Here is a 26,725-nt window from a genome sequence, read left to right on the forward strand (position 1 = left end):
AATTCACTTGGTGTAACATTGCATAACATGAAACGTTATGATGATGCTCTTATTGAATTTCAAAAAGCTGTTGAATTAGAACCTGACAATCCAGAATACCGCAATTCACTTGGTGTAACATTGCATGAAATGAAACGTTATGATGATGCTCTTACTGAAACGCAAAAAGCTGTTGAATTAGAACCTAACAATGCAGAATATCACAATTCCCTTGGTATAACATTGCATGCACTGAAACGTTATGATGAAGTTCTTATTGAAATGCAAAAAGCTGTTGAATTAGAACCTGACAATCCAGAATACCGCAATTCACTTGGTGTAACATTGCATAACATGAAACGTTATGATGAAGCTCTTATTGAATTTCAAAAAGCTGTTGAATTAGAGCCTGACAATGCAGAATATCATAATTCCCTTGGTGTAACATTGGGTTGCATAGAACGTTATGATGAAGCTCTTGACGAATACCACAAAGCTATTGAATTAGAGCCTGACAATGCAAAATATCATGATTCACTTGGTATAATATTGAGTTACATGAAATATTATGATGAAGCTCTTATTGAATTTCAAAAAGCTATTGCATTAGAACCGGATAATAAAATATGTCGCAAAAACTATGACAAAATAAAAGAAATCTGCGACACTCAAAAAAATAAAGATATTCAATATGTATAAGACAAACAACAAAAGCAGAGGATAAAAATCTCTGTTTTTGTTATTGACATTAATTAGCATTTATGTTATACCGATTAGGATAGAATAAGTAAAGCACTCTTGTCTTCTTATTAAGAAGATTGAGTGCTTTTACTTTTTATATTATATTTTGTGAATTTATATAAAAGTGTGATTCTTTGTTTGTAATATAAATAAAATAATATTAATATTTTGTTACAACTTATCCTAAGAATTGACATATTTATACTTTTATTTTATAATATACATATTAGTTTAAATAAAGAGGAGTTTAATATGAAAAAAATAATATTTTTATTTGTATTATTTACCTATTTAATTACATTATTAGGATGCGGTAGTTCTAAAAGTACCGCTACAAACTATGTTTTTGAAACCGAAGGTACGATGCAAGAAGAATCAATAATAAACGGTGATAATGAAATTTCAAGCAAATCAATTTAATGCAGAATTTTAAAAGTTTGGGTTATTTTGATGATGTAATAGTTAACTACTTCGAAGATACTAACACTTTTGCGATTATAGCAATTTTTTCAAATGCCAACTCTTTTGATATAGACTATAAAGCCGGAAATTGGAATGAAACGATAGATAAATACAAAAAAATGATTCTAACTTCTATTTCTGTATCTGAAAAAACTCAGCTTAAATCAAATTACATAATATCTTTTGCAATTGGTAACAATGAAATGAGTATACCGTCTCTTGTGTTCAATTCTGATAATTTAGTATATGATTATTATGCAAGTACATCAGAGCAAAAATGCTTATTTATGTTAAAAAATTATTTTTGGCAAAAACCTATAGACAATATGAAAAACACTGAAATCGAATTCGATTTTGATACAAATACATATACAATTTCATTATGGGAAAATGATTTTAATGAACAAACGATTGATGTTTTAATGATGGAAAATGTTTCTGACTCTACAAAAAAATTATCATCTAAATTGTTAAAATTAATTGAATACTATAACGATTCAGCATCAATAAAATTAAAAATATTAGACGGAAAAAACAAAGATATGAATCTATTAGTGGTAAAGGACGGAGCAGTCACTTTTAGTTATTTAACAAATAATGACATATCTTTTGAATCAGGTACATATTTAGTGGGGGAAGATATTCCAGCTGGAGAATATGCTTTAATGTGCAATCATAATCATGTTGGACAATTTTCTGTAAATTCTGACAGTAATGGCGATAATGTTATTTATCATGCAGCTTTCTTTGGTAATTCATTTATTACGATTGAAGATGGTCAATATATAACTATAGAAAATGTGACTGCAATTCCGGCTGAAAATGCAAAAATTGATATAACTGGTCAGGGAATGTTACGTGTAGGAATTGACATACCAGCAGGCGAATATAAACTTGAAAAAATAAATGATAGTGAATATTTTAATAATAAGGCTTTCTTTAAAGTTTATTCAGATGATATTGCAACTTCAATGCAAATTACTATAAATGATGAATTTGAAGAGGGTAATGCTTATGTTACGGTTAATGACGGAGAATATCTTCAACTTGATCGTTGCAAAATTGTAAATTAACTCAAAAGTCCGAACACACAATTATTTTGTATGTTCGGACTTTTCCTTATTCCAATTCCAACTGACCCTCAAGAGGCATATTTTTGATTATTTTAAGCTTTTCAGATGTTATCTCCCTTATTGTTTTCGTAGATAGGTTATATTCAAGAGCAAGCTCTCTATAGTTATATCCATTAAATCTACCGCAGATTTCGGCATTTCTGCTGATTTTCATAAGCGTATCCGCTTTGCAGACGTAAATCTGTCCTCCGCCAAAATATCTTACAAGCTTTTTATACGATTCAATTCCTATCAGTTCTGCAATCTCACGCTGTTCTCCGTCAAGCTGCTCTAAAGCAATTCTGTCAATGCTCATTATTAATACCGGCTTTCTTTTCGGCAGAAGCAACATACTTTTTCAAGGTATCAATTAACTTAATGCCTTGCTTAACCGTAACCATTCTAAAAGGATTATCACAATATGGATTGATATCCATATCTATAATTTTCTTTACTGCACCTCTCATGCGTTCCGCAGGAGAAGCAGAAGACGGAGCTATTTCTTGCAGTTTGTATATAAGCGACCACGCTTTTTTCTGCTGTGCTTCAGACATTTTACCCGGCGGTACATCAATGGGTTTTTTATTTTGCTTTTTACCCGTACCTTCCATACGACTAAGCTCTGACTGAACTCTTGCAGCTTCATAGTTTGTAAGTCCTTTAATAGATTCTTTTCCTGTTATACTGTAAACCAGCTGATGAAGATTATCTTCACGATTATTCTGATTTATACCGAGTTTTGAACCCAGTGCATATATAGCACGTATCTGAGGTGCAGTTGCCATAAAATATTACTCCTTCCTTTTTAAACGATAATCCTTATTTATATCTTTAGGAATATTGATCTTCATTGCCATTTCAGTGATCCGACCGCCTATTGCCGGATTTATTTTATATATCTCATCAATCATACGTTCAGATGAAATAATAGTGCATAATGAATTGCGATCACGATAATCCAGTATTTGAAAAGCTAAACGTATGTCAGCTTCAGTTGCGTTTGTTTTAAACAAATCATCAATGTAAAGAACATCAACAGTCTGATATGCTGAAATCAATGTCTTATATTCCGGATCGTTAACCTTTGCTTTAAGAACAGGGGAGTCATCTTCCCACAAAAGATACCTCACGGATTCTCCGAATTTTAGTAATTGCCCTGCAATCGCAGTACATATATGAGTTTTTCCGCAGCCATTCTGACCTCCAATGAAAAACCACTTGCCTTTATATGACTTTACGAATTTGACCGCTTCCGATTTTATATGCTGCTGAAAACTTTGATTTGCTTCAAAAGAAGAAAATGTCTTTTCTTTGATGCTTCCTGCTAGACCGGAATTCTTAAGACGTACCAGTGCTTCACGCTTTTTCATGCAGTCGCAAGCGACCATTGATTCATCACCATTTATAATTTTCATAAAATATCCACGATTCAAGCATTTCTTACAGTCATATCCGGTAAGATTACCGGAAAGACTATTGTAAGAATCAACCTTTTGTTTTAGATATTCATCATAAGTAAGTACCGAACGCTTGATTTGAGGTATTACTTTCGTTATCTGTTCCATCCTCATCTTCCCATCTTCGGTTATTTAAATATGTTGCTGGATACGGCATATATTGTCTATTTTCTTTTTTCCAATTATAATTATTTTTTTGCTTTTCAAGAGTACTTAAAATGGTATTAAAGAGCTTCTCGCTTGGATTAAGTTTCTTAAAAGCTTTTCTAGCCTTAATTTTATCTAACTTTCTGGGATATGCTTTCCAAAAAGCATCAAACATTTCATCAATGTCCATATACTGACCTACCTTGTTTATGAAGTATTTCCGTAACTTCACTGCACTGTTTTTCATGCGAGTATTCAAAGCATATTTCACTGTCAGAAACTTGTTTATTATGCTTGCTGCAGTAAAGGTTATCTGTTCCGCATGAATGCAAGCAGTTACTGCAATTTTCAGTTATATTATTCATATTTATCAATCCTCGTCATCATTTTCCACATCCTCAATGATTTTAAAAAACTCGCTGGCTTTCATCTCAATAAATCCTTGTGGGGTTTTGACCTTAGTACTTCGGTTCATGCAGTCTATACTGCAATATAACTTTTCTCCTACATGAAACAATCTGGTTCTCGATGAATATGATGGATCAACAAAGAAAAATGAAACATGCGGCTTATGCACTTCCTTTATTCCCAATCCAGTCAATGCTCTGCCTATTTTACTTGTTTTCTTAAACGCTGCAAGTCCGTCATCACCGTCCTTCTTCAGTTGATTGCCATACTTTTCCCTATTTTCCTGATTATTGTCAATCCATAATGCTCCTCCGAAAACAGCATAATGTTCAGTATGTATATTATTTTCCTCAATAAATTCCTTGACCACTTTTCTGCAAGCTTCATCAGCTTCAAGATAGTCAAAATATTCTTTATAACGACTGCTTTGTTTTGTAATTTCAAAATACTGTTCCATAGTACCGATTCTCTCCTTTAATCGTTTTTATCATTTGATTTCTCATCATATTCCTGCTTGGTGATGGGTCGAACATACTTTTTATCTACGCAGGCAGAATTAGCTGCAAATTCAATTTGACGTTCTATAAAGTCACTATTTAATTCATTTATAATAATGTTTTTGCACTCACAATAACCTATTTCCATATATCCGACTGATCCTTTACCACCCCATAAATCCGAATTGTGAACTTCGAAATACATATGAACTTCCACATTGATCAGCGGATCTACAGGGATTCCATTAACTTTAGTCATTATTTACTTTCTCTGCGTTTTCACGGGTACAAAATACAGTATTTTCATAATCACTCCAATCATTATTCCATACTGTAAAAGTAGTGTTATCCGAGAAAATAACCTGTATAAATTCTTTGTGAATCTTAATTCCGTCAATTTTCATTTGTTTTATTTCGTTTTGCAATACATAATGAATATATACTGTATCTCCAATTTTACAAGGCAACTCAACAATCAGGGATTTATCTTTATAACAGTCATACCCTTCCAGATGTTCAAATTCTTCACCAAGCGCTTTATCTAACACGGTTTCCGGCACACCTGATTTTATTGCATATTTTTTGCATATTTCGCAATGATAACAATTCTTACACTTTGGCATTTTCAGCCCTCCTGTTCCAACCTTGCAGTGCAATTTCTCTGCCGTCAAGAATCGGTTTGATTTCTCCGTTGTTGCCTAATTCAAATCGAATTGTATATGTTTTCGGAGATGATGTTTTGCATTTTACGCATTCGATTACAAAATCAAATCCAACATTTGAATGCGAAGAATAGTTTAATATGGTTCTGAACTTCGCCTTACCCCCACAAAACGGACACGGTTTTAATTTTTCATTCATTTTCTTCTCCTTTCAGTAATTCGGGATTGTCAAAAATATTACCTATTATTTCGCATTGATTACCATCAATGTTATTTCCAAAATCAACTGTAAATGTATCAAATTCTACAATAAACATTGCGCCATCATTATCAAATTTTACAATTCCATATTCATCATCTGATATGTTAGGATTTTCAACTGTAACAATATCCCCCTCAAAAATCTTAACGCCGTTCTTGTCTGTTAATCCAGTAAATTGTCCTACTGTTTCGGGGATAACACAAAATAAATTTCCATAGCCATCCGTTATGTAAGTTGTTTCTCTGACCGCCGAACGTGAAAGCCAATATGATCCTTCAAACCATTCACTACTATCAACACGCTTACCCCTGAACAATATTTCTCTATTCATCTTTCAATACCTCATTTCATATCCGGTAAAATTTGAACACCAGTAACATAATAAATAAATGTCTTTCCGTCATCGGTAACATGATAATAATCTTCACTGCTTTTTTTCATAAAACCAATTTCAACCAGTTTATCAAGCTCTGATTTGTCTCTTTCTCCAGCATTATAATAATTGCGGTATGGCTCATACTTGCGATGTTTTGTACCTTTTACTTTTCGGTCGTCAAACCCAATTGCATGTTTCATCATGTCAATCTGATTATATGTAACATCTTGATATTTGTTATAGTCATCCATCTTTTAAAACCTCCTCAATTTTATTGGCATACCGCCATTTACATTCATGATTCATTTTACATTCGCCGTCTGAATAACTATTACAAAATTTGCAAACTTCAGGTTCGCTAATGTCATCATGCTTATAATATTCTGAATCGCATGCATTAAATAGTCCCTTGGCATCTTTTGCGGTCAATCTGAGCAATTCTTTTAAAATAGCATTTTGTTTTTGTAATTTTACTATTTGTTCCGGTGTCAATCCTGTGTCTTCATATTCTGCTAGTTTCTTACTATCAGAAATATAATCATGTTCTTTAACGTATAAATCACCATGTTCATAACGTTCTGTCATTCTTTCCATACCATTTCTCCCTATAGTTACGTACATAATCTTTGTGTTTATCGTCTTCATATGGATTGAATAAATTTAAAATATATCTAATTATTTTTTTAATCATTTTTATTCACCAATGTTAATATTCTTCCAGCAACAACGTAAATAAATTTAGTTCATTGTTTTCGATCCATGTGACCGCAAGAAAATTGCTGTCATATCCGCAGTTACTATATCCGCTTACATTTTCAATTTTAAAATTAACCTTTTCAACCGTTAAATATTTTTTGATTTCTTCTTCCATATAAAATTCATTTTCTTTATCATCATAACGAAAACTGTTATAACATTCATCGGTTTCATTGTAATATTTGTTTACTATTTTATCAATTTTTTCTCTAATCATTTTATTCCTCCAGTGTTATATATTTAAGGGATTCACGTTCATAACCGCATCCATATACTGCCTATTTTACCTCTAAACAACCGATTGTATATTTTCATTTAAATATCCAATCCCAGACTGGTATCAATATCGCTTTCATCCTCAACATCAAAGATAACCGACGTTTTGTTATAATACAAATTAAGCAGCAATGACTGGAATTTGTTATATGAAGTAATTTTCAAAACATCCTTTACACTTGAACCCTCAAAATAAACCGAACCTATATATCCCACTCCATTTTGATTATATTTTTTATGTACTCTAAAACCAAAATCACAGGTATAAATATCCTTTCCAACACTGAAATAAGTTGAACTATTAGTCGGTTTTTCTTTAGATATACTGCATTCAAGCCAATAACCCTCATCATTTTCTACACTTGCGTAAAACTTATTGTTAAGCTCGTACCGCTCACTTTCTTCTAAATCGTCAATAAGCCATTGACGGTATGCTTCAAAGATCTCGGAAAGCTTTATGCTTTCACGCTTCATCATAAAAATCTTTTCAAACGTATTTGAAATCTTCTTTGCAATATCTTCTTTTAGATATTCCTCCGTAATTTGCTTGACTTTCTCGCAGATGAACGAATTATATGCCGTAAAATCCAAAGCGTCAAGACAAGGTGCTATTTGACTTTCTATTTTTTCTTTGATTTTTTTCTGTACAGCATATCCGCTTAGAGCTGAAGATACCGAATCAAGTATTAACTTCTGAAGCTTTTCTTCAAGATACTTTTTAATTTCTCCGTTTTCCTCCATTTCTGTAATTTTTTCCTGTGCTATTTTATTTATATCAATACTCATTATTTCCTCCTTGTATTTTTATCATTATTATGCTATAATAATTAAGTAACAATAAACATTTTTCATTTTTCCCATTTCTTTTGTCAAGAAATGGGACGTTTTTTATTTTAATCAATGTTATAAATAATCTTCACCAAACAGTGATAATTGCTCAGGATCATCGCCGACCCACCATTTATATACATCTAATCCTGTTCGCCATGTAACATTAGATTTATTCGGCATATTTGCCAACATTCTATTATACGCCCGTATATAATTATTACGGTATATGGGATATTTTTCAAATTCAGATTTCATACCGTTATACCCCTGCATCGGACACCCTATGCAGCCTATGCGTTTCATTCCGCATTGATATAACGGATTTCCCTGACAACCGTAATACCGTAAAAATTCCCATACGTCTGAATCAGTCCAGTCAATAATCGGATTTATCATTGTCGATGTCGTTCTGTAGCAATGCTCAACCACTCTGCGTGATTCGTCATTATCGCAATTCATAACTAATCCACCCTGTTTGGCCACCTCATATTCTGCACCAACCTCTGCGGCGTATTTTTGCGTTGTTTTGGGTTTGCCTATTATTTTTATAAATCCGCCGTTTTTATTTCTATTAACGCTTTCAGCCCTGCGGACACCCGTCAATTTAATCCTGTATTTACCGCCCTGTTCTTTGAGTTCTGAGCAGCAGTATCGCACATCTCGTTTAGGCGGCATGTGTTTTTTTACAATCAGATTCCACATTGTCTTATGTGTACCGTCAGGATATCTTGCCTTATCTATTATCACATTAGGTATTGATTTTATATATTGCATTGTTTCCGGTGCATCTACTGTAGTCAAATTATGTACAATATCATGCTTAACGCCTGCCAACGCTGCTAAAATCCTTATACAATCACTGTCTTTACCACCCGAATAACATAAATAATATGGTTCTGTTTCAGGTTCGTACATTTTTAACTGGGCTATGGCGATATCAACTTTTTTACCCAGAGACATTGATTTCCTCAATTGTAATTTTAGTGCTTTGTTCTACGCAAACCGCTGCATTAATATTCAAAGCGAACTGTTCAAATGCCTCCTGCGAGAAAACACCGTTGTTATTGATTTTAATAATAGCTTTTATTTTATTCCATACAATAATTTCTGCAATTAAATATGCATAATCTTGGGCACTGTCTTCATCCAAACCTCCGATTTTTATAAGATTTTTCTTATCTGTTTCAAAATTCTTCCCATTAAGTTTTTTCAGAAGAGATTTTTTTGCTTTTTCATCACAACTCAGACTATTTACAATTTCCTCAACGCTGCCTTGGCAGTATTCCTTATTCCATACTGCTGCCGCAATACGTTTACCTTCAGCATTAAGTTCTAATATACTTTTTTGGTTTACAAGATCAGGAAATGCCTTTCCGAATATGTCTAAAAACAAAGACGGCATAACTCCTGAAACCTTGTCGGCAAGAGTAACTGTTGCTTTTCCTGACGTTCCCGAATACGACACTGACTTGTACTTTGTATTTTCCAATGCTGATTCTCCTTCAACCTGAAGCTTAGACTGAAGGTCAAGATATTCATCCTGAAGAGCGTTAGACTCCTGTTTAATTTCCACCATTCTGTCAACAATTTGTTTTATTTCCATATCAGATGACCTCCTTCATTTTTTCCGAGCATTCCGAGCAAACGCATACATCTTTGTATTTATGTACATTTTCATGAGTGCCGCAGAATCTGCACAGGTCAATATGCGGTCTGATGATCAGACTGCCGTCCTCCTGCGGAGCTAAATCAACCGCCATACTCGGCTGCCAGCCTAGATCTGCTCTGAGTGCTTTGGGAATAGTGATTCCCGCTTTGCTTGTAAGTTTCTTTGAAATCATATAATTACCTCCGTTCTTTACGTTCAATTCCTTGACTCTGCATTAATACGGGCTTGTCACCGTTCCTTTCGGAGCTGCATTAAGGTGAGGGAATAGATCCCTCATTTACTTATGGAACATCTGATGTACTACAGGTTTGTATGTATAATGTCTGCATGACCGTATATTTGCACGTATTCTTCTTTCAACTTCACTTTTTATTTTGACATAAGCTTTATGTTTTCTGCATCCGTCCTGACATGCCGTGTGCCGTTCAGTACAACTGCCGCATGGATTAGGTATGTTCTTCATTTTTATCACTGTCCTTATTTTTTAATGCTTTAAATCCTATGATTCCATGACATCTTTTTCCGAAATTACCGGATATGTACATCTGAGTATCTTTAAAATCCTTTTCTGTATACACAATTGAACAATTGCAAAGCATAGGATTCTCTCTGTTCGGAAAATACATCTTAAATATTTCTATGGCGCTTCGAAGATTTCGTGCCTTTACTATGATCCAGCCGCCGTAAAACGGATGCGTTTTTAATTTTCCGAATGTAAAATAATAATTTTTCATTTTTTCTCCAAAAACTTATATTCTCTTTCAAATTTTCTTTTTTCTAAAAATAATTCGTCCTGCGGAAATCTTCTGACCGTTCTTTCCAACGATTTATTCAGTATTTTCAAACGTCTGTTAATATGCTTTCTTGCTTTTTTCTCTATAAATAATATTGCCGTTTCTGCGAATGAACAATAGGAAAAACAAATTGCCGAAAAAACCAGAAAACTTATATTTTTAAAAATCAGATAAGGCAAAAAAGCTGTCAATGCAAACGCTGCCGCAATAAGTTCCGATATGTATAGCTTATCGCACTTTCGCTTTGCTGTCTGTGCTATCCTTTCTTCATATGTCATTTTTTACTCCTTATAAAATCTTTTTAATCGTCCTTATCGTGTCCGTATGCCTGTGCATAATTGTTATTGATTCTTTTGTATCGCTTATTACTAGCCAATTATACGGAGACAAACGTAATCCGGATATAAATACTTTTTGCTGTCTGGTCGGACGTTTTCCTTGTCTCATAAAAATCCTCCTATATCTGCATTTCCATAAATTTCATCATTGCTATAAGTCCCTCATAGCTGTAATCTTCATTGTCATAGGCATTGGAAAACAGGTTGATAGCTCCTCTGAGAGCCTGCGGCGTTTGGGCAACACGCCATAGAAGTTCAATTTCCTTTTCTTTCTGTTCCGCCTCCAATATAGGAAAAAGCTTCACAATATCGTCTCGTTTAATTTCTTCCTGTGTATAAATCTTTTTCTGCTTGGTACGGTTGGCAATCTGTGCAAATTCAGCCCTTTTACTGCTGTATCTGTCAACCGTTTCAGGATTTCCCACAAAACATATCCCAAGGGTTTGTCCATTATCTGCAAAATAATCCGAAAAACTTCTGAGAACCTCTATTGTTGTAGGCGGCAGATGCTGAGCTTCATCAAAAATCAAAACCATTCCGTCTGAAAGAGATTCTATAATCGAAAGCCACAGCTCGTCTCTTGTTTTTTTGATAGTCGCTCCTACTTTTACAGCTACAACCTTAAGCAGACTTTTTATAGAGGAAATACATGGATTGACTGTTATGAGGACGCTGTTGGTTTTATGCTCCTTTACAAACTGCTGAGCCGCTTTAGTTTTTCCTATTCCTGCAGCACCGCAGGCTATCGCAAGTCCTCCCTTGACTTGGCAGACACGGATTATATTATATATTTCTGACGATATACTTGTCTGAGCGTATCCGACTTCGGAATATGTAAGCTTAGCCGCTTCCTTTACTCCAAAGTAGCTTTCTATAATATCGAATATTTTCTGCGGATTAGCATTATATTTTCCATTGCGGAGCTGTGATAAAGTACCGTCTGTAATTCCTATGGTCTCGGCGGTCTTTTTTTGTGACCACTTTTTTTCTTTCTGAAGTTCGTCAACTTTTGCAAGCAGTTCAAGTTCATGATCACTGTATTTATATTCCATATCAATCTCCCTTTCTCTTCATTCCGTTCCTAGCCATTCTATCCAAATCTACAATTACCGTTTTTTCTGCACCTACAGCTTGTTTAAGCTCTTCCGATTGCGTTTCATTAGCTCTGATCGGTATTATATTTGACGGCATTTCAATCTTGAATTTTTCTGACTTATTTTGTTTCGCTTTCCTGATAGTCATATCAAGCATAGTGATTCTCTGGTCATTAGTAAGGTTTGCAGATATTCCTTTAGCCTGTTCCTTAACAAACTTTCTGACCGTTCCGATGATTTTTTCACCATCTGCAATTTCTTCTTTTATTCCGGTAATATAATCCACAAGAAGAGCGTCGGCAGACTGCCATGTAAATAAATATCTGTCATCTTCATCATAAAGCCTTACACTTCTCAAATCAGCCGGATCATATCTGACATAAACTTTCTTCTGTAAATTATCAACTGTTTGCTGCAGATCCATATACCACAGCTTTTCGCCGAATATTTCAACGTACACTCCGTTACGCTTTATTTTCTGACAGCGCATACTGCGCATCATCATCAAATTCAGTTCTTCCGGCTTAGGCATTCTTACCGATGTACGGGTCTTATTCCAAACGTCCAGTCTTGACATTCCCTTGTAACAGGTTTCAGCACCGCCGTATGGCTGAAGATTATAGTCTCCGTCAATCCATGTTTCAAGAAAGTCTCTTATTTCGTAATCTCTTGGAAGTTCGCCGTTTTTTATACGTCTTTTAAGACCTTCCGGACGTTCTATAATAGTTCCTCCGCAATAACTGTTAAATAACTTGGAAAATTGATTTTTTACCGTATAAAATGTTCTTTCAATAGGCTTTGCTCTTGCATTGCAGACAATAGCGTTGTGCATTTCAATACCCAAACGCTTTAAAATGGTTGACGGAATCTCCTCAGAACCTTTTTGAGTTCGATGACCGTTTCCGCCTAGATCCGCAGTAAGAAACTCACGTCCGTTATCTACATAAATACTTTTAGGTGCTCCGAATCTCATGATTCCATGCCGCAAAGCTAATATTGTAGACTGCGAATTCGGACTGTCTGTTATATTCCAGCCTGTAAGCACTCCTGTCTTTGCGTCAAGAAAAGCTGTAAGATACAGTCTGTGTATATTTCCTTCATCATCATAGGATTGAATATCAAAGGTATGATTATCGGCAATCCAGCATTCGTTAGCTTCAAGCTTATCATACATTCGCATCATGTATGGAAGACAGCGGTCATTAAAAGCTTTTTCACCGTCTCTCATCAGTACTTTTACTGCATATTTTACATCATTTTCAATATGACGGCGGAAGCTTCTTTCAGTCGGTATCAAATCAACAAACTCAGGATAAAATTGTTCAGTCCAATTGACAGTTTTTCTATAGCAAAGGCTCACAGTCGGTCTGTTTTCATCCAACCAATACCACAGAAAAGCTTCCCAAACCATCGGAGGAATAGAACTTGATTTTTTATTCCATCCGCCTCGCTTATCCACCAGACCGTAAATATCGTTTTCTTCCCACGCTCTGAGCTTGCGGTATAACGTACCTCTGCTTATATGTAAATCCGGATGTTCGAGCTGACATTTGCCTACATACATAGAATCAGCTTTAGCTTTGTTGGTATATTGACTTCTTATACTCAGCCATTCTTCCAATATCTCAGACCACATATTCGCTTCACGGCGTTCAGTTTCGGACATTTCTTCAAATGTTTTTGAAACGGTCCTTTTTGACTTTTTTAAAGACTCTTTATCATCTTTAAATTCCGGAATCTTTAGATCAGATTTCAGCTTGTTATAATATTTTGCCTGAAGTTCCTCTGAAAGCGTTGATACAGGAATCATATAGCACATTTGTTTATTCTGCGAATGAGTACATTGTTCTGCTTCTAATTTACCATCAAGAATAAGTTTTCTTACATATTGAGGTTTACAGCATTTCAGTTCCGCATATTCTTTTACAGTTAAATAGTCCAAAAAATCAACACCTCCTTCAGAAAAAACTTGACGAATCCGTTTTATTCTGATATACTATTATCAGAGCCTAAATTCGACATTTCATCCAACTCTTTTTCAAGAGTTTCTGCTTCTGTCAGCAGTGCTAGTGCTGTAGAAACAATTTTGTGTTGAATTTGCGGCTCTTTTTTTATACTTTCATCAGCTGCAGTTTCCGTCATAAGCTTTGCCATTTTAAGTACCAGCGGTTTTGCTTTGCGTTTAAATTTTTTAATATTCATAATTTTACCCCTTCCAGTCTGCCTCTTCAGTGCCGGTAGACCATCTCCGGCAGACAGCGGTTATACCGCTGTTTCGGCTTATTAATTCATTTCCATTGCTGAAACCACAAAGCATATAAATGAAATAAATCCTATGAATCCGCTTACTAATATTAATGCAGTTTCAAACGAAGTAAAATCTCTTCTTTTTAAACTATCATTTATATTCTTGTTATCGTCCGAATGTTTCTTTACAGCATAAAATATTCCGAATACGCAAATCAGCGTACTAAAACCCAAAACTATACACGTCATCATTTTATCCTGCTTTCTTTCCGTCAAAAATAAGGTAATCTGTTGTGCATTTCAGCGGACCTGCCAATGCGGCAAGTATCTTTGATGTCGGATTAAACTTTCCGTTTTCCAATTCAGAAATATATGATTGTCCTACTCCGGATTTTTTAGCCAGTTCTTTCTGGCTTAATCCAAGAACATGACGTCTGAATTTTATTTTTTCTCCTAATGTCATATATGCCAATTTCTCCTTTCTCTTTCTTCTTTGATACGATCAAACTGTTTCCATGAATTAGGCTTTGGGCATTCCTCACAGGGAACGCAATTTTGAGTTCTAAAACCAAGCTTACATTCTTTGTGACTGTCAAGTGCCTTACAATTATTACAGATTCTTTTCATTTTTTTATCCTCCTATCTGCGGGCTTATAAGAACCGGCTTAGAGAGAGGTTTTTGCTGAATAAGGAGTAATTATTTCAGCCGCCGGCTCTTAAAAGCCTACAGATTAATTTTACACTAAACTATTTTTTAGGTTATATATTAAATGCTTTTGGTTGGCCTGTTCCTTCTTTAATCCATGTAATTCTAACTCCAAATAAAATTGAAATTAGTATTAGCAAAGTTTCAGATGGATGATCAATATTTTTTTCAAGTCCACTTACATGTGCCTGGCTTATTCCTACCATTTGAGCAAACTGTATTTGAGTTAATTTATTAGCTTTTCGGATACATTTCAAACGTTCTCCGAGGGTAGTTTCTTTATCTTGCCTTGTAATAACTGTGACGGGGGTTTCTAAATAAGGAGCAGTTTCTAACTTTGCATTCTCTATTGCCTTTTTCAGTTCCCCTAAATGTTTTACAGCCTTTTCAGATTCAACACATATAACTTGGCACTCCAATGCTTTCCTATTAACTTTTTTAACCTTAATCTTCACGTTAACCTCCTAAAACATGGTAAGCTGTGAATCAAAATTATCATCAACAATAAAGTGCATACGCTTATACCTGTTAACGGACATCTGAGATATATACATATCACAATTATTCATAATAAAATTTGCTATTTGTTGACATGAAAATTCTCCTGATGCAATCATATCATCAACTTTAGTTTTAAGCTCCGGCTTCAATGTTTCAATTTTACTGGGCTGTGTATGTTTATATTTCTTGGCTTTTCGCTTAGGTACATTTTGTGATTGTTCTGTTGGATTATCTGCTGTGGGTATGAGCTGTTTCAAAACTTCTGAAACAACCGCCGTTGCAGTTTTTGCAATAACCTCTTCCAGATTAAAATTGTTTCCGTATGAACCATTCTTTCTAAGCTCTGGAAGGACCTCGTCAAATACCCATCGTTCAAATTTTTCTGCTGACGGTAGCTTGGATCGGATAATCAGTCTGTAAAGATTACCCTCGCTTATGTACTTAATTTCTATTATTTGCTGCGAGGTAACTCCATACTGATTTGTTGTATAGGAGACCCCGTCGTGTTTTACGACCCCCTCTGATTTACAATGACGTTTTATAGCATCACGAGGATTTGTGTATCCTAAAATTTTGGCACACTGTGAAGCCGGAAAGAATTCCTTACCGTCAATGATGAGAACTCCAAGTTCTCCAAATTCACTATTTTGAAATACTTTTAATTCGTTCATATTATTTTATTTCCTTTCTGTTGAAATTTTCTTTTCCTTATGATACAATTATCATGAGGGATTTTTTACACTTTCGTATCGGTATATTAATATTATAGTTCATTAAAATGCATTTGTCAATAGAATTTGTTCATTTTAATGCATATTTCACTTATTGCACAATTTATGGAGGGTATTATTCATGTTTTATGAGCGATTTATCCAATTATGTGAAGAAAACAATATAAAGCCAACGCCTTTATTAAGACAATTAGGGCTTAGCGCTGGAAACTTAAAAAACTGGCAAAAGGGTGCATCAGTAAATTCAGATATATTACAAAAACTATCGATGCATTTTAATGTATCAATAGATTATTTAGTCACTGGCAAAGAAATAACTGCCCCAATGGAGCAGTTATCCGAAAATGAGCAGGAAATGCTTGATGTATTCTCAAAATTTAATGACAGAGAGCAAATAAAGCTTATAGGCAAACTTGAAGAATTATATAGACAAAAACAAATAAAGGAAAGTCAACAGCCTGCGGCTCTTAAAGTTTCTCGTTCTCCTGATAGAAAATTTAGAAGAACTGAAATTTCAAAAGAAGAATTAGAAAGAATTAATAATTTACCGGAAGATAACGACATATAACTATATAAAACACCTCCATGCGTGTACAATATACATGGAGGTGTTTATTTTGAATTATAAATCCTATACAAATGCTCGTGATGCGAGCTGGCACTTTTTAATTAACAATTCAATTTCTTTATTGCCAGTGAATATTATTTCTATTCTAAAATCTATGAATATAATATTAAGAAAAGATTTTAATATTCTGCCCAATGAAAGAGGATATTCCGTCTTTACTGACGATGGATATCAAATAGTAGTTCCAGACTGCCCTGTTCCTCAAAAAAGATACACTGTTATGCATGAAATCGGACATATTGTAATGTCACATATTCAAGATGAGGAACGGTATGAATATGAAGCCGAACGATTTGCAATTGATGTTCTTGCTCCTGCGTGTGTTTTATGGGCGTTGGATATGCATGAACCAGAAGATATTGCGAAACTGTGTAATATTTCAATTACTTCAGCACATATTAGATCAGAAAGAATGGAACTGTTATACAAAAGAGAGCAGGAATTCTTAGGAACACGAGGACATTCCTGTTTTCTCCAGTCTCCATTAGAAAGAAAAGTGTATGAACAATTTAAACCGTTTATTGATGAATATAAAAATTATTGAATTGGTTTAGTTGCTACCCTAAATAAAACTCATAAAAAATTTAAAAACTATTATTTTTTTATTTTATGCAGTTCAAAAACGTATTTACGTTATTTCTAACCCAAAAAGGCTTAGGGTAGCAACTAGTTGCTACCCTATTTTAATTTAGTTGCTAGGTTGCTACCCCCCTTATAGTCAACATTTAACCACATGTTGAAAAGAAAATTTTAAAACTTTTTAATCTGAATTAACGTATTTGCGTTATTCAAGAGGATTTTTAAAGATTCTAAAAAGCTTTTAAAGAGATTTTCTTGTAAAATTTAAATTGCCCGAATCGAAGTTACAAACACCGATTTCGAGCAATATTTTTTGACATGTAAACATATTTAATTTAATGCTTTTTTAATTCTTTACACCAATTAACCTACGTATTTACGCCAATTTGGGGCGTTTGTTCCGCAAGTTTTATATTTTTCACGCCTTTTTCAATATTTACATTTTACACGTCAATTAACAACATAATAGAGCAAACAAGCTATAGAACTTGTTTGCTCCGTTTAATAATATTCTTTTAATCGTTAAGACTTTTCACTTTTAAAGCTATATAATTAATTAAATTAAACATCCAAAAAACAGCTATTGAAAACAAGTAAATCAAACTTAATTCACTGGTAAATATAAATTTGCAAATTCCCATTACCTCCACAGCTATTCCTAAAATTATTGCAATAAATGTTATTCTCTTATTAGGCTTTTCGCTCATATTATACTTTAATATCATTACAAGCCAAAGTACTACATAGATAACTCCCATCAGTATAAAAGCCATATTATAAGACACATTAATTATACTAAATAATCCTATTACCTCACTACGTCCTATAATCCCCATTGTATTACCATAGCCATACATAATATTACTATGACAAATAAAAAATAATAAATGTAGGACGGGTATTGCCGAATCTAATATGCATTTTTTTATATTCTTTTTTCTTACTTTGCACAAGGAAAATCTTAGCAGTATTAAAATACATAGAATTACAATATAAATGCAAGTGAGATATTTTTCATGAAAAGTAGATGATACGGAAATAACAACCATTGATGCCCAAGAATAAAAGCAGAATATCCAAATCAATAATGTTATGAACATTGTTGTTTTTCCTTTCATTAATAGAAATCATAAAATATACAATGGTATGCACCATTACGATTTTCATCTAAATCAGCACTTCTTGCACATTCTCGATAATAATCATTCCAATACAAAACATAATATAAAATAGTATGTTCAACCCACTCACTTTGTAAACTTCTTAAAGAGCGATCAAACTGCGTTCTGCCTTCTTTATCGTTATATCTTTTTAACCAATAATTGGTTCTAGGAATTTGAACATACATTTCTGGTGTAAAATCCGGATTAAATGTAATTGTTGTATCACTAAATTTCACCGCCAATTATTCAAATATATCAATATAATGAAATTTCAACAATTCCAAATAGTAAAAGGAATAAAATTAAAATGCCTGTAATAAATAGTAATCCCAACAATCCTAAAACAATATATAAGATTACAACTCCATTAACATTTCTATTATATTTGATATTATAAATTGTTTGAATAAAAGAAGGAGTAATAATAATGAACACGCCTAATAGTGCCCACCATGTATCCCTTGTTTCTAATTTACATATATTTGATATAATTATATTTGCAATATAAATTAAAATCGATATTAAATATCCTGTTTTCTTTATCTTCATATTATTCCTAATTCCTTTGCAAAATCACTTATACTAAAAGACAGAGTAAAATCTGCTCCAACAAAAAAATAAAGTGCTCCTCCTATTTCAATATTAAAATCATTTTCACTAGATAATGATGAATTAGATGATATTATACTAATATCATTTTCCCAGTGTCCACCAGGTGCAGTATATGGATTTTTGTCCGTAAAATTATTATACGCTGTTCTTTTAGCTTCCGCACCTAATCCTAAACTATCAAAAAATGTTAAACCTATTGAATAATTTCCTGTAACATTTTGTTTACAATCGGATGCAATAACATATTCTTCACGTGCAGGTACAACTAATAAAGATCCACTTACGAATCCTGAATTTACTTCTGCACCAAATCCACAACCAGCTCCAAATTCAAAACTAGTAGAGTGATAAAATGCTTTACCAATTTTTGCAGCACCATTAACAGGCATAGTAACATGATTATCGAACCAATTAAGTCCGTTACTAATTTTCGTAAAGATATTTGTATCCTTTTTTTGCAAAGCTTCACGCATTTCTGGAGTTAACACTGTAGTAGAAACAGTAGTAGTTGTAGTTTGTGTTGAAAGACCACCTGTAATTGGTGTTCTTTCAGATGGTGGAGCAGTAGTAGTTTTAACCTGAGATGATTGTGACTTACCAGATTTCAATTCATTAAATCTCTTAACATCTGCCGCACTATTCATTGACATTCTTCTGCCATCTGGCAATGTAGCATAACTATGCCCACTCGGATCAACATACCTAATCGGATTATTCCTACAGTAAGTATAAAGATTTAAACTAAGCGGATCAGATCTTCTTCCGGCGAATGCGTCACGGCTAATGAATCTACCTGTACTTGGATTGTAATATCTCGCCCTAAGGTAAACAGTAGCTGTTTCCTTGTCGTAATACTCACCGCAATAACGGAATGCATTTGTGTCACTGTTGTCAATATTCTTTTCAACACCAAATGCGTCATATCTATAACTCTTAGTTACTTTACCGTCTTTATCAGTAAGATTTACTACATCGCCATGAGCGTTCTGCGTATAGTAAGTATACTCGGACTTATCACCATTCCAATAGTTATACTTCGCAACAAGATTTGTTCCTCTGATATAGCAGTCAGCCTCGTAGAACTGGTTATCAATTACATCTGCTACTATCTGCTTATTTCCGTCCCAAACATGATTTATTGTTTGACCGTCAACAGTCTTTTCATATCTCAGACCGCTTGCATTGTACTTGTAGCTTGCAGTCGTTTCACCGTCAGTAAAACCGATAAGCTGATTCAAACCATTGTATGTGTTTGTTTCGGTTTTACCCTCAGCAGTCTTTTTGATTTGATTGCCGTTAGCATCATAAGTATAAACTGTCTGCTTAACATTACTGTTCAAATCAAGCGAATTTGATTCTTTTTCAACAGTCTTTACTTCCTTTTGCAGAAGCGCAGTGTACTTGCCGTTTACTGAATAATCGTAAACAGTTTCATAGCTTTCAGAACCTGTTGCCGTCATCTTAGAACGGTTTCCATAATCGTCATACTCGTATGAATAGGTATCAGTGTTGTTTCCTTTCTCAACAGATTCCTCTGTCAACCTTTTCAGTCCGTCATACTCATATTCCGTAGTTTCTATTATACCATTTTCTGTAGTCTTTTTGCAAGCGTCAGAACCATCTAAATAATATGAATATTCGTAGCTTGATATGGTACTATTGCCCTTTTTGTTAACTAGTTTTACTATCCTATTCGCATTGTTGTAATCATAGGTGGATACTACTCCGTTTGCAAGGGTTTCCGATTTCTTGTTTCCGTTTCTGTCATAGGTATATGAAACTGTTTCTTCCCCTGTTTCCTTTACCTTGGTAAGCCTCATTTCACCGTCATATTCATAGCTTGTATATGAATACATCAAAAGATTATTTATTCCGACTATCTGCTGTCTTGTATACTGCGAAACGCCCTCATAGAAAAATCCCTTGAAGGTTGAATATCCGTCTTTACCTTCGACTTCTTCTGTTTTTCTGCCTAAATCATCATAAGCATAGTATGTAGTCAAATCATTAGTTACGGCTCTTAAAATCCTGCCCATATTGTCATATTCATACGACTTGCTGACATTCTTTTTGGAATCTTTAGAGTTTACAGTCTTTGAAGTAAGTACACGGTTTAGTGCGTCATAAGTATTGGTCGTAATATTGCCGTTTGCATCTGTATTCGTCAATACATTTCCGTTCAGGTCATATGTTATTGTGCCTGAGTTGTAGCCTGTACTGTCGGTGGTTCTAACTGCCCTCAGCCAGTTATCATACTCATAATTTGTTGTCAGATATGTGCTGTCATTATCAAAGGACATACCTGTGTACATCTTTATCTGAACTCCGGCGTTGTTGTAGAAATACTTTGAAATATTTTTATCCTTTGAATCTGTTCCGCTGAGTGTTACCTGTTCCAACAGTCCCATTGCGTTGTACTTATTTTGAGTAATACTGTATTTTTTATCGCTTGAATCCTGCTTCTGAACAGTCTGTCTTGTCAGAACTATATTACCGTTATTGTCATACTTATTTTCTGTAATCGAATACTTTTCCTTACCGCTGAAAGGAGTATATGTTGTGGTCAACTTATTTAAATAACCGTACTCATATTTTGTGGTATTTCTTAATGCGTCGGTCTGTCTTGCAAGCTGTCCGTTTGAGTAATATGCACTTGTTCTCTTGGTCTCGCCGTTTGTCTTTTCAGTAACAGCATTTCCTCTGAAATCGGCAAGTGTTTCCGTCAAAACCTGTTTTTCAGCAGTGATATAGTTGGTCTTGATTGTTTTAAGTCCGCTGCATGACTTGGAAGTACAACTGTCAAGAGCTGTATATACATTAAATCCGTGTTTTACAAACTCATATTCCGTAGACGTAAGAATCTGCTTTTCAGCTTCTGCCTTCCACTTGAAATATGTTGATTTTTCACGCTGTAATCCGTCATATTCGGTTATGTTTATTGTTTTATCAGGATTGGTTTTCTCTGTAACATTTCCGTATGCGTCGTACTTAAATGAAGTCACATTTCTGAGTGCGTCAGTCTGCTTTTTAACCGAACCGCTTGGATAATATTCTGTCAGTGTTCCATGACTTTTGTCTGCTGAATAATTCGGACTATATTCTGCTGTTTTTCTGCTGAGTTTGTCATATTCTGAAATTGTAACAGCAGCAGTTGAACCTGTACCAAAATCCTTTACCTTGGTCACATTGTTGAACTTATCGTACTCATACTCTTTTACAGCGTAAACGCCTTTAGAAATATCAACGCTTGTCTTTTCTTTAGACACCTGAAGCTGTGAATTGTACTCATACTCAACACTGTTTACAACTGTGTTTCCGTCTTTAATTGTCTTAGACTTCGGTAGTCCCTTGCCGTTGCCTGATTTGTAATAATCATACTCCGTTATGTTACCGACAGGATCGGTTGTCTTTTTGATCAGTCCCACTACTCCGCTTACATAGCTGTCTGCATAGTATTCATGACTTGTTATTGCATAGCTGCTTTCATGAGCTGCAAGATATGTTATCGGATTAAAATTCTTTGAAGTTACAGTATTTATATCTGCCTGTGAAAGCGGATTCACACTAGTTGCTTCTTTTAATATTCTAGTTCCGTTTTTGTCATATGCCTTGATTGTCGCATATCCCATTTCGTCAACGGAAGCAATAAGGCTGTTTTTATCGTTGTAATTGGCTAAAGTATATGTTCCGTCAGGGTTAATAGTTTTAGTCACATTTCCGTTTTCATCACGCTCATACTTGGTAGTATTGCCCATGATGTCAACGCTTTCGGACATTTCGTCATACTTGTTCTTTCCGTCAACCATGTTGTAAGTGATTTTATCGACTTCATATGTCTGTCCGTCTGTTTCAACTGTATTTGTCTTTACAGCATATTTTTCATCATAGTCATATTTAAAGGTTTTAACAAGCTTATCTCCGTCATATTCCTTTAGACCTGTCTGTTTCTGTCCCTTGTCATAGGTATATTCCTGCTTCAGTCCTGCGGAATTAATGAGATAATTAACTTCGCCGTGTGACAGATAGTTTATCTGATCCGTTACCTCGTTATAACAATTTGTTATTTTGCAGAGTCTGCCGTTGCCGTCATATTCGTACTTCTCAGTACCGCCTGATACGCTTGTTGCAGATATTAACTGAAAATCTCCGTTGTACCTGTATGTTACTGTTCTTCCGGCAGTTGTATCTTCGATTTTAGTAATTCGAGAATGCTCACTATTGCCGTTGTATGTTATTTTGTAGGTTCTGCCTGTGGAATCTGTTACTATTCTCTGATTGTTACTCATTTCGGAAATTGTAAGAATACTTCCTTCGGCATCCTTTACCCAATCTAACTCGCCTTTGGCAGTAAAATGATATTTTGACTGTGCGGCATTTGTGATAATGTAGCCGTCTCCGTCTTTCTCCATTTTGCTGTGAGCGTTCAGACACTCAAATCCGTTTCCGCTGCTTTTGAATGTTGTATTCGAACCGTCAGGCAATACTACCTGATAGTAACCCTCGGCAGGCATTACAATTTTGCTCACATCAATATTGAAGTCCCAGCCTATACCGAAACTTCCTTCTTCTTCGTTCATTGAGTTATATGTCCTTACGAAATCAGACTTGACACCGGGTGAGGCGATGCTTAAATCTGTGAAAGATTTTGTGTAGTTACCTGTTGCAATATGAACACCGTCGCCTATTTCCATACCTTTTCTGTAAAGTGTATAGTCAGGCTCGTCATACGGTCTGAACCATGGGCGGAACCAGTATCTGTCCGATGAGTATCCGTATGGGAAAATCAGTCCGTTTGGATTGTCAAAATTAAATCTTCTTTGTGTGTTCAGACTTCCGTCCTCGTTGTTTATATATGTTTCGGGGTTGTCCCATAAAATAGTCTGTTTGCCGTATGGATAATAGAAAACTATAGAATGATTGCCACTTGAGTATATTGCCTTTTCTCCAGCCGCTTCATTTACATTCCAGTGCTGTCCGTAAAACAGAATTAATCCGTCTGTCCATAACCCCTCGCAGTCTGCAAGAGTTGTATAGTACCAGTTTTCCGTTACCATCAAAACATCGGCAGAGTTTGTCATGATAAGCTTATCATAGCTCTGAGCCTGTCCGAAGTTGAATTCTCCTATAATTCCAAGCTGACCGCCGTTAAGGTTTAGCGTTACTCCGTCTAACAAGTCAAGATTACTTGTCATAAACGCCATATTTCCGATTATAACCAATTCATGACCGTTCAAATCCAGATTCGTATTGTACAGCCACATTCCCGTTTCGTTATAGCAATCGCCTGTAAGCTTGATGTTGTAAATATAATTTGCTCCGGGCGTGTAACCGTCAAACTGACTTGCATATCCTGCAAACCAATTGTAGTCTGCTTCTGTGATAACTCCGTCCTTGTCTTTATCCATGTATTCCTTGAAGTCATCATCGCCTACATAAGAACCGCCGTGATTTTCAAGAATATAATTGTAATCGTCAGCGTCGATAATTCCATCGCCGTCAATGTCAAGTTCGGATATATATCCATCCTCGCCCTCTTTTTTCTCATAATGATCACGGTCGATAATATCTAAATCTTCGGCGTCAATGCTGCCGTCACCGTTCATATCGAAATCGGCAACATAATCTCCTGTTGCCTTGCGAAGTCCGATAAATCCACGAACATATGAAGCGTCATTGGCATTTATAACCTCATCACTCCACTGGTCGTTATCATTCTCGTTGTATGTACTGTCACCGGGATAAAGCATTTCCGGATTGTCTGCTGTACCGAACTGATATGAACCGTGTCCCATGTTCTTATAGAATCTCGGAAGATATCCGTCACATTCTATTTTTACATTAGTTGACGCTCCGAGTCCTCCTGCCGATACGCTGAATGAACCGTCTGCATTTGCATATGCTTCTGCTGCTAAATTCCAATCATTGAAGATGAGGATCTTTACTTTTGAAAGGTCGGAATTTGTACCGTACTGACCCACATATCCTGTAATGTTCAGTCCGCTTGCTGCTTTTGACTGTGCCTTTTTTACGGCTTTTGACTTGTTTTCATTTACACTGAAATAGTCTACTTCTCCAAGTCCTTCGATCGCCGAGTCAAATTCCTGTGCAAGCTCGTCTGCATTCTTTGACAGCTGAATGTCTTTCTTGATCTGATTGATTGTTTCTGAATGAACAATACCTTGTGAACTGCCGTCACCGTAAATCATTATCTGACCTACAAACATCAGCGCCAGTGTCCCTGACAGCAGTTTTGATATTAATTTCTTCAATGCTTTTACCTCCGTCAAATATTATGTCACCAATCTAGTTTACAAACTCTGTCGAATCATGTAATATACTGGACGGTTCAATAGTATATTATCATATTATTTACAGTACATCAATACATCTGTTAATATTTTGTATAATTTTATATGAATATACAAAATATCAGCATTTATTTGTATATATTCACATATTAATCACAAAAAGAGAGTACAGAAACTTTTCCGTACTCTCTAAAGCAAAAAACTTATTTCAATTTTAGGTTTGATATAAAATTCAACAGTATATTTATTGAAGTACCAAATAAACTGTTAAATAGCCATTTCCTGCATATTCGTTTGTTACTACAATTTCTCTATTTGCAGATCTTATTATATAATCATCGGATAATCGCTTAACATACAGTTGACAATAACTATCTTTTATATCGGATATTTTCAAATCCCACCAGTCACAATACTCATTCATACGACCTAATCCATAAGGAATAAATTCTTTATCTCGTTTATGGTAATTACTTACTATAGCATTTAACTCTGTTTCTTTTATTTGCAGCTTAGCAAATATGTAATATCCAATAGCATTATCATAATTTTCATATATGCGTTCAACATATGAATAATTCAAAAACCGTACGCTATTTGAAAGAATTATGCCTGATAATTCTTCTATCTGTCCTATTTGTTCTTTAGTTTTTTCATCAATTTGCACTGGTTTTTCCTCATTATTACTCTCTTCGCTTACCTTGATTCTAATTGATTTTACCTTGCTCCATTTTCCATAAACAATTTTAGATTTACCTTTGACTTTTATCTTCTTATATGCTCTGACTTTAATAAAATATTTTCCGCCCTGTTTTAATCCTGAAATTGTTTTTTGATTCTTTTTAATTTTGTAAGTCTTTGATTTTTTGAATTTCTTATTCTGTGCTACTTTTACCTTATACCCTGAAACTTTTTTTACTTTCTTAATTTTAATTTTTAGGTTACTTGGTTTAGTAGATTGCAATTTGGTTATTTTGGTTTTTGGCAATTTAACGCTCTTAGCTGACGCCGGAATTGTACCTAACATCGTTATTGATAAGGCTAATACTGTTGTTATTGCCGCTATTTTTTTCATATTCATTCCCTCCTTTATTAAAACTTTACTAATCTTGTATTTTGAAGATAATCTAAGATTGATGGTATTGATATAGACATTAAATTTGTATAATACATTGTTGTATTTACTTTTTCAGTTTTATATATTAACCATCCTAAAATTTCTCTGTTTTCATCAACAGATGTAAAATTCGGTTCATCTATCGGTGGATCAGATGTAACATATCCATCACTTGCAACAACAAGCCCAGTAATTTTTTTAGAAAATTCATACGCTATGTTTTCCCAAATGTACTTATAATGTCCTGCCTCACAACCCAATATTATTAAAGC

General features: G+C 34.6%; 38 protein-coding genes and 1 other RNA gene. 5 read left to right on the top strand and 34 right to left on the bottom strand.

Annotated features, from left to right (window positions below):
- The 3 genes from OCV67_RS10900 to OCV67_RS10910 form a co-directional block, all read left to right on the top strand.
- A partial coding sequence (locus OCV67_RS10900) for a tetratricopeptide repeat protein (protein WP_178085104.1) occupies positions 1-678 on the top strand: 678 nt, incomplete at its 5' end.
- 294 nt (positions 679-972) lie between these two features.
- Positions 973-1,140: a hypothetical protein gene (locus OCV67_RS10905; RefSeq protein ID WP_178085105.1), complete on the top strand. Its 168-nt coding sequence runs from the start codon at positions 973-975 to the stop codon at positions 1,138-1,140.
- Positions 1,140-2,255 carry a hypothetical protein gene (locus tag OCV67_RS10910; protein ID WP_147644012.1) on the top strand — a complete coding sequence of 372 codons (1,116 nt, stop codon included), beginning with the start codon at positions 1,140-1,142 and terminating at the stop codon, positions 2,253-2,255. The genes OCV67_RS10905 and OCV67_RS10910 overlap by 1 nt, the downstream gene beginning before the upstream one ends.
- Before the next feature lie 46 nt (positions 2,256-2,301).
- Here the strand turns inward: OCV67_RS10910 and OCV67_RS10915 are convergent, their stop codons facing one another.
- From OCV67_RS10915 to OCV67_RS11055, 29 genes are all read right to left on the bottom strand, one after another.
- Entirely contained in the window at positions 2,302-2,610 is a 309-nt protein-coding gene (locus tag OCV67_RS10915; RefSeq protein WP_178085106.1) for a Mor transcription activator family protein, read from the bottom strand.
- Positions 2,600-3,079, bottom strand: a complete 480-nt coding sequence (locus tag OCV67_RS10920) for a phage protein GemA/Gp16 family protein (RefSeq protein WP_147644014.1) — start codon at positions 3,077-3,079, stop codon at positions 2,600-2,602. Before OCV67_RS10920 ends, OCV67_RS10915 begins: the two co-directional genes overlap by 11 nt.
- A 6-nt stretch (positions 3,080-3,085) precedes the next feature.
- Positions 3,086-3,859, bottom strand: a complete 774-nt coding sequence (locus OCV67_RS10925) for an ATP-binding protein (RefSeq protein ID WP_178085107.1) — start codon at positions 3,857-3,859, stop codon at positions 3,086-3,088.
- The gene (locus OCV67_RS10930; RefSeq protein ID WP_147644016.1) at positions 3,804-4,088 is read right to left on the bottom strand and encodes a hypothetical protein; all 285 of its coding nucleotides are present in this window, start codon (positions 4,086-4,088) and stop codon (positions 3,804-3,806) included. The genes OCV67_RS10925 and OCV67_RS10930 overlap by 56 nt, the downstream gene beginning before the upstream one ends.
- Positions 4,089-4,268: 180 nt before the next feature.
- The gene (locus tag OCV67_RS10935) at positions 4,269-4,763 is read right to left on the bottom strand and encodes a hypothetical protein (RefSeq protein WP_147644018.1); all 495 of its coding nucleotides are present in this window, start codon (positions 4,761-4,763) and stop codon (positions 4,269-4,271) included.
- A gap of 17 nt (positions 4,764-4,780) precedes the next feature.
- Positions 4,781-5,062: a hypothetical protein gene (locus tag OCV67_RS10940; RefSeq protein WP_147644019.1), complete on the bottom strand. Its 282-nt coding sequence runs from the start codon at positions 5,060-5,062 to the stop codon at positions 4,781-4,783.
- Positions 5,055-5,426 (bottom strand): hypothetical protein, encoded by a 372-nt coding sequence (locus OCV67_RS10945; RefSeq protein WP_147644020.1) that lies wholly within the window; start codon positions 5,424-5,426, stop codon positions 5,055-5,057. The genes OCV67_RS10940 and OCV67_RS10945 overlap by 8 nt, the downstream gene beginning before the upstream one ends.
- On the bottom strand, positions 5,413-5,664 hold the full coding sequence (locus tag OCV67_RS10950; RefSeq protein WP_147644021.1) for a Lar family restriction alleviation protein: 252 nt from the start codon (positions 5,662-5,664) through the stop codon (positions 5,413-5,415). Before OCV67_RS10950 ends, OCV67_RS10945 begins: the two co-directional genes overlap by 14 nt.
- Positions 5,657-6,058 (bottom strand): YopX family protein, encoded by a 402-nt coding sequence (locus tag OCV67_RS10955; protein ID WP_147644022.1) that lies wholly within the window; start codon positions 6,056-6,058, stop codon positions 5,657-5,659. The genes OCV67_RS10950 and OCV67_RS10955 overlap by 8 nt, the downstream gene beginning before the upstream one ends.
- An 11-nt stretch (positions 6,059-6,069) precedes the next feature.
- Entirely contained in the window at positions 6,070-6,354 is a 285-nt protein-coding gene (locus tag OCV67_RS10960; protein ID WP_147644023.1) for a hypothetical protein, read from the bottom strand.
- On the bottom strand, positions 6,347-6,697 hold the full coding sequence (locus tag OCV67_RS10965) for a hypothetical protein (protein WP_147644024.1): 351 nt from the start codon (positions 6,695-6,697) through the stop codon (positions 6,347-6,349). Before OCV67_RS10965 ends, OCV67_RS10960 begins: the two co-directional genes overlap by 8 nt.
- A 112-nt stretch (positions 6,698-6,809) precedes the next feature.
- A complete protein-coding gene (locus OCV67_RS10970; protein WP_147644025.1) occupies positions 6,810-7,076 on the bottom strand; it encodes a hypothetical protein in 267 nt (88 codons plus the stop codon).
- A gap of 98 nt (positions 7,077-7,174) precedes the next feature.
- A complete protein-coding gene (locus tag OCV67_RS10975; RefSeq protein ID WP_147644026.1) occupies positions 7,175-7,921 on the bottom strand; it encodes a hypothetical protein in 747 nt (248 codons plus the stop codon).
- Positions 7,922-8,038: 117 nt separating this feature from the next.
- Positions 8,039-8,926 (bottom strand): phosphoadenosine phosphosulfate reductase domain-containing protein, encoded by an 888-nt coding sequence (locus OCV67_RS10980; protein ID WP_147644027.1) that lies wholly within the window; start codon positions 8,924-8,926, stop codon positions 8,039-8,041.
- Positions 8,913-9,569, bottom strand: a complete 657-nt coding sequence (locus OCV67_RS10985; RefSeq protein ID WP_147644028.1) for a hypothetical protein — start codon at positions 9,567-9,569, stop codon at positions 8,913-8,915. The genes OCV67_RS10980 and OCV67_RS10985 overlap by 14 nt, the downstream gene beginning before the upstream one ends.
- 1 nt (position 9,570) lies before the next feature.
- A complete protein-coding gene (locus tag OCV67_RS10990) occupies positions 9,571-9,807 on the bottom strand; it encodes an AbrB/MazE/SpoVT family DNA-binding domain-containing protein (protein WP_147644029.1) in 237 nt (78 codons plus the stop codon).
- 105 nt (positions 9,808-9,912) lie between these two features.
- The gene (locus tag OCV67_RS10995) at positions 9,913-10,098 is read right to left on the bottom strand and encodes a hypothetical protein (protein WP_147644030.1); all 186 of its coding nucleotides are present in this window, start codon (positions 10,096-10,098) and stop codon (positions 9,913-9,915) included.
- Positions 10,082-10,369 (bottom strand): hypothetical protein, encoded by a 288-nt coding sequence (locus OCV67_RS11000; protein ID WP_147644031.1) that lies wholly within the window; start codon positions 10,367-10,369, stop codon positions 10,082-10,084. The genes OCV67_RS10995 and OCV67_RS11000 overlap by 17 nt, the downstream gene beginning before the upstream one ends.
- The gene (locus tag OCV67_RS11005) at positions 10,366-10,707 is read right to left on the bottom strand and encodes a hypothetical protein (protein ID WP_147644032.1); all 342 of its coding nucleotides are present in this window, start codon (positions 10,705-10,707) and stop codon (positions 10,366-10,368) included. The genes OCV67_RS11000 and OCV67_RS11005 overlap by 4 nt, the downstream gene beginning before the upstream one ends.
- Before the next feature lie 10 nt (positions 10,708-10,717).
- On the bottom strand, positions 10,718-10,876 hold the full coding sequence (locus OCV67_RS11010) for a DUF6906 family protein (protein ID WP_262644567.1): 159 nt from the start codon (positions 10,874-10,876) through the stop codon (positions 10,718-10,720).
- A 10-nt stretch (positions 10,877-10,886) separates the two neighbouring features.
- Positions 10,887-11,819, bottom strand: a complete 933-nt coding sequence (locus tag OCV67_RS11015) for an AAA family ATPase (protein ID WP_147644033.1) — start codon at positions 11,817-11,819, stop codon at positions 10,887-10,889.
- Position 11,820: 1 nt separating this feature from the next.
- On the bottom strand, positions 11,821-13,803 hold the full coding sequence (locus tag OCV67_RS11020; RefSeq protein WP_147644034.1) for a Mu transposase C-terminal domain-containing protein: 1,983 nt from the start codon (positions 13,801-13,803) through the stop codon (positions 11,821-11,823).
- Positions 13,804-13,844: 41 nt separating this feature from the next.
- Positions 13,845-14,063, bottom strand: coding sequence for a hypothetical protein (locus OCV67_RS11025; RefSeq protein WP_147644035.1), 219 nt, complete (start codon positions 14,061-14,063; stop codon positions 13,845-13,847).
- A 12-nt stretch (positions 14,064-14,075) separates the two neighbouring features.
- An RNA gene (locus OCV67_RS11030) (hammerhead ribozyme type II) lies at positions 14,076-14,142 on the bottom strand.
- A gap of 2 nt (positions 14,143-14,144) precedes the next feature.
- Positions 14,145-14,360, bottom strand: coding sequence for a hypothetical protein (locus tag OCV67_RS11035; RefSeq protein ID WP_147644036.1), 216 nt, complete (start codon positions 14,358-14,360; stop codon positions 14,145-14,147).
- Position 14,361: 1 nt separating this feature from the next.
- Positions 14,362-14,571 (bottom strand): helix-turn-helix domain-containing protein, encoded by a 210-nt coding sequence (locus tag OCV67_RS11040; protein WP_147644037.1) that lies wholly within the window; start codon positions 14,569-14,571, stop codon positions 14,362-14,364.
- On the bottom strand, positions 14,568-14,735 hold the full coding sequence (locus OCV67_RS11045; protein ID WP_178085108.1) for a hypothetical protein: 168 nt from the start codon (positions 14,733-14,735) through the stop codon (positions 14,568-14,570). The genes OCV67_RS11040 and OCV67_RS11045 overlap by 4 nt, the downstream gene beginning before the upstream one ends.
- Before the next feature lie 132 nt (positions 14,736-14,867).
- Entirely contained in the window at positions 14,868-15,269 is a 402-nt protein-coding gene (locus OCV67_RS11050) for a helix-turn-helix domain-containing protein (protein ID WP_147644038.1), read from the bottom strand.
- A gap of 9 nt (positions 15,270-15,278) precedes the next feature.
- A complete protein-coding gene (locus OCV67_RS11055; RefSeq protein WP_147644039.1) occupies positions 15,279-15,986 on the bottom strand; it encodes a BRO-N domain-containing protein in 708 nt (235 codons plus the stop codon).
- Between the two features lie 181 nt (positions 15,987-16,167).
- Here OCV67_RS11055 and OCV67_RS11060 point away from each other — a divergent pair, with 181 nt between their 5' ends.
- Together OCV67_RS11060 and OCV67_RS11065 are read left to right on the top strand one after the other, a co-directional pair.
- The gene (locus OCV67_RS11060; protein WP_147644040.1) at positions 16,168-16,614 is read left to right on the top strand and encodes a helix-turn-helix domain-containing protein; all 447 of its coding nucleotides are present in this window, start codon (positions 16,168-16,170) and stop codon (positions 16,612-16,614) included.
- A 49-nt stretch (positions 16,615-16,663) separates the two neighbouring features.
- Entirely contained in the window at positions 16,664-17,218 is a 555-nt protein-coding gene (locus tag OCV67_RS11065) for an ImmA/IrrE family metallo-endopeptidase (RefSeq protein ID WP_178085109.1), read from the top strand.
- 1,152 nt (positions 17,219-18,370) lie between these two features.
- Here the strand turns inward: OCV67_RS11065 and OCV67_RS11070 are convergent.
- The 5 genes from OCV67_RS11070 to OCV67_RS11090 all read right to left on the bottom strand — a co-directional run.
- Entirely contained in the window at positions 18,371-18,652 is a 282-nt protein-coding gene (locus OCV67_RS11070; RefSeq protein WP_147644042.1) for a hypothetical protein, read from the bottom strand.
- 19 nt (positions 18,653-18,671) lie between these two features.
- Complete coding sequence (locus tag OCV67_RS11075; RefSeq protein WP_147644043.1) at positions 18,672-18,965, bottom strand: hypothetical protein; 294 nt, start codon at positions 18,963-18,965, stop codon at positions 18,672-18,674.
- Positions 18,962-25,297: an RHS repeat-associated core domain-containing protein gene (locus tag OCV67_RS11080; RefSeq protein ID WP_147644044.1), complete on the bottom strand. Its 6,336-nt coding sequence runs from the start codon at positions 25,295-25,297 to the stop codon at positions 18,962-18,964. Before OCV67_RS11080 ends, OCV67_RS11075 begins: the two co-directional genes overlap by 4 nt.
- A gap of 283 nt (positions 25,298-25,580) precedes the next feature.
- On the bottom strand, positions 25,581-26,411 hold the full coding sequence (locus OCV67_RS11085; RefSeq protein ID WP_147644045.1) for a hypothetical protein: 831 nt from the start codon (positions 26,409-26,411) through the stop codon (positions 25,581-25,583).
- A 17-nt stretch (positions 26,412-26,428) separates the two neighbouring features.
- On the bottom strand, positions 26,429-26,725 hold a 297-nt coding region (locus OCV67_RS11090; protein WP_178085110.1), incomplete at its 5' end, for a hypothetical protein.

Source organism: Porcipelethomonas ammoniilytica, from assembly GCF_025567485.1.
GTDB lineage: Bacteria > Bacillota > Clostridia > Oscillospirales > Ruminococcaceae > Porcipelethomonas > Porcipelethomonas ammoniilytica.

Excerpts from the sequence above, each read along its gene's own strand:
- OCV67_RS10975 (WP_147644026.1), bottom strand. The coding sequence starts at position 7,921 with ATGAGTATTGATATAAATAAAATAGCACAGGAAAAAATTACAGAAATG.
- OCV67_RS10915 (WP_178085106.1), bottom strand. The coding sequence starts at position 2,610 with ATGAGCATTGACAGAATTGCTTTAGAGCAGCTTGACGGAGAACAGCGT.
- OCV67_RS11035 (WP_147644036.1), bottom strand. The coding sequence starts at position 14,360 with ATGATGACGTGTATAGTTTTGGGTTTTAGTACGCTGATTTGCGTATTC.
- OCV67_RS10935 (WP_147644018.1), bottom strand. The coding sequence starts at position 4,763 with ATGGAACAGTATTTTGAAATTACAAAACAAAGCAGTCGTTATAAAGAA.
- OCV67_RS11025 (WP_147644035.1), bottom strand. The coding sequence starts at position 14,063 with ATGAATATTAAAAAATTTAAACGCAAAGCAAAACCGCTGGTACTTAAA.
- OCV67_RS11055 (WP_147644039.1), bottom strand. The coding sequence starts at position 15,986 with ATGAACGAATTAAAAGTATTTCAAAATAGTGAATTTGGAGAACTTGGA.
- OCV67_RS10995 (WP_147644030.1), bottom strand. The coding sequence starts at position 10,098 with ATGAAGAACATACCTAATCCATGCGGCAGTTGTACTGAACGGCACACG.
- OCV67_RS10945 (WP_147644020.1), bottom strand. The coding sequence starts at position 5,426 with ATGCCAAAGTGTAAGAATTGTTATCATTGCGAAATATGCAAAAAATAT.
- OCV67_RS10950 (WP_147644021.1), bottom strand. The coding sequence starts at position 5,664 with ATGAATGAAAAATTAAAACCGTGTCCGTTTTGTGGGGGTAAGGCGAAG.
- OCV67_RS10905 (WP_178085105.1), top strand. The coding sequence starts at position 973 with ATGAAAAAAATAATATTTTTATTTGTATTATTTACCTATTTAATTACA.
- OCV67_RS10965 (WP_147644024.1), bottom strand. The coding sequence starts at position 6,697 with ATGGAAAGAATGACAGAACGTTATGAACATGGTGATTTATACGTTAAA.
- OCV67_RS11045 (WP_178085108.1), bottom strand. The coding sequence starts at position 14,735 with ATGAAAAGAATCTGTAATAATTGTAAGGCACTTGACAGTCACAAAGAA.
- OCV67_RS10940 (WP_147644019.1), bottom strand. The coding sequence starts at position 5,062 with ATGACTAAAGTTAATGGAATCCCTGTAGATCCGCTGATCAATGTGGAA.
- OCV67_RS10970 (WP_147644025.1), bottom strand. The coding sequence starts at position 7,076 with ATGATTAGAGAAAAAATTGATAAAATAGTAAACAAATATTACAATGAA.
- OCV67_RS10985 (WP_147644028.1), bottom strand. The coding sequence starts at position 9,569 with ATGGAAATAAAACAAATTGTTGACAGAATGGTGGAAATTAAACAGGAG.
- OCV67_RS11015 (WP_147644033.1), bottom strand. The coding sequence starts at position 11,819 with ATGGAATATAAATACAGTGATCATGAACTTGAACTGCTTGCAAAAGTT.
- OCV67_RS10920 (WP_147644014.1), bottom strand. The coding sequence starts at position 3,079 with ATGGCAACTGCACCTCAGATACGTGCTATATATGCACTGGGTTCAAAA.
- OCV67_RS11000 (WP_147644031.1), bottom strand. The coding sequence starts at position 10,369 with ATGAAAAATTATTATTTTACATTCGGAAAATTAAAAACGCATCCGTTT.
- OCV67_RS10980 (WP_147644027.1), bottom strand. The coding sequence starts at position 8,926 with ATGTCTCTGGGTAAAAAAGTTGATATCGCCATAGCCCAGTTAAAAATG.
- OCV67_RS11075 (WP_147644043.1), bottom strand. The coding sequence starts at position 18,965 with ATGAAGATAAAGAAAACAGGATATTTAATATCGATTTTAATTTATATT.
- OCV67_RS10990 (WP_147644029.1), bottom strand. The coding sequence starts at position 9,807 with ATGATTTCAAAGAAACTTACAAGCAAAGCGGGAATCACTATTCCCAAA.
- OCV67_RS10930 (WP_147644016.1), bottom strand. The coding sequence starts at position 4,088 with ATGGACATTGATGAAATGTTTGATGCTTTTTGGAAAGCATATCCCAGA.
- OCV67_RS11085 (WP_147644045.1), bottom strand. The coding sequence starts at position 26,411 with ATGAAAAAAATAGCGGCAATAACAACAGTATTAGCCTTATCAATAACG.
- OCV67_RS11040 (WP_147644037.1), bottom strand. The coding sequence starts at position 14,571 with ATGACATTAGGAGAAAAAATAAAATTCAGACGTCATGTTCTTGGATTA.
- OCV67_RS11010 (WP_262644567.1), bottom strand. The coding sequence starts at position 10,876 with ATGAGACAAGGAAAACGTCCGACCAGACAGCAAAAAGTATTTATATCC.
- OCV67_RS10960 (WP_147644023.1), bottom strand. The coding sequence starts at position 6,354 with ATGGATGACTATAACAAATATCAAGATGTTACATATAATCAGATTGAC.
- OCV67_RS11005 (WP_147644032.1), bottom strand. The coding sequence starts at position 10,707 with ATGACATATGAAGAAAGGATAGCACAGACAGCAAAGCGAAAGTGCGAT.
- OCV67_RS10910 (WP_147644012.1), top strand. The coding sequence starts at position 1,140 with ATGCAGAATTTTAAAAGTTTGGGTTATTTTGATGATGTAATAGTTAAC.
- OCV67_RS11060 (WP_147644040.1), top strand. The coding sequence starts at position 16,168 with ATGTTTTATGAGCGATTTATCCAATTATGTGAAGAAAACAATATAAAG.
- OCV67_RS10925 (WP_178085107.1), bottom strand. The coding sequence starts at position 3,859 with ATGGAACAGATAACGAAAGTAATACCTCAAATCAAGCGTTCGGTACTT.
- OCV67_RS10955 (WP_147644022.1), bottom strand. The coding sequence starts at position 6,058 with ATGAATAGAGAAATATTGTTCAGGGGTAAGCGTGTTGATAGTAGTGAA.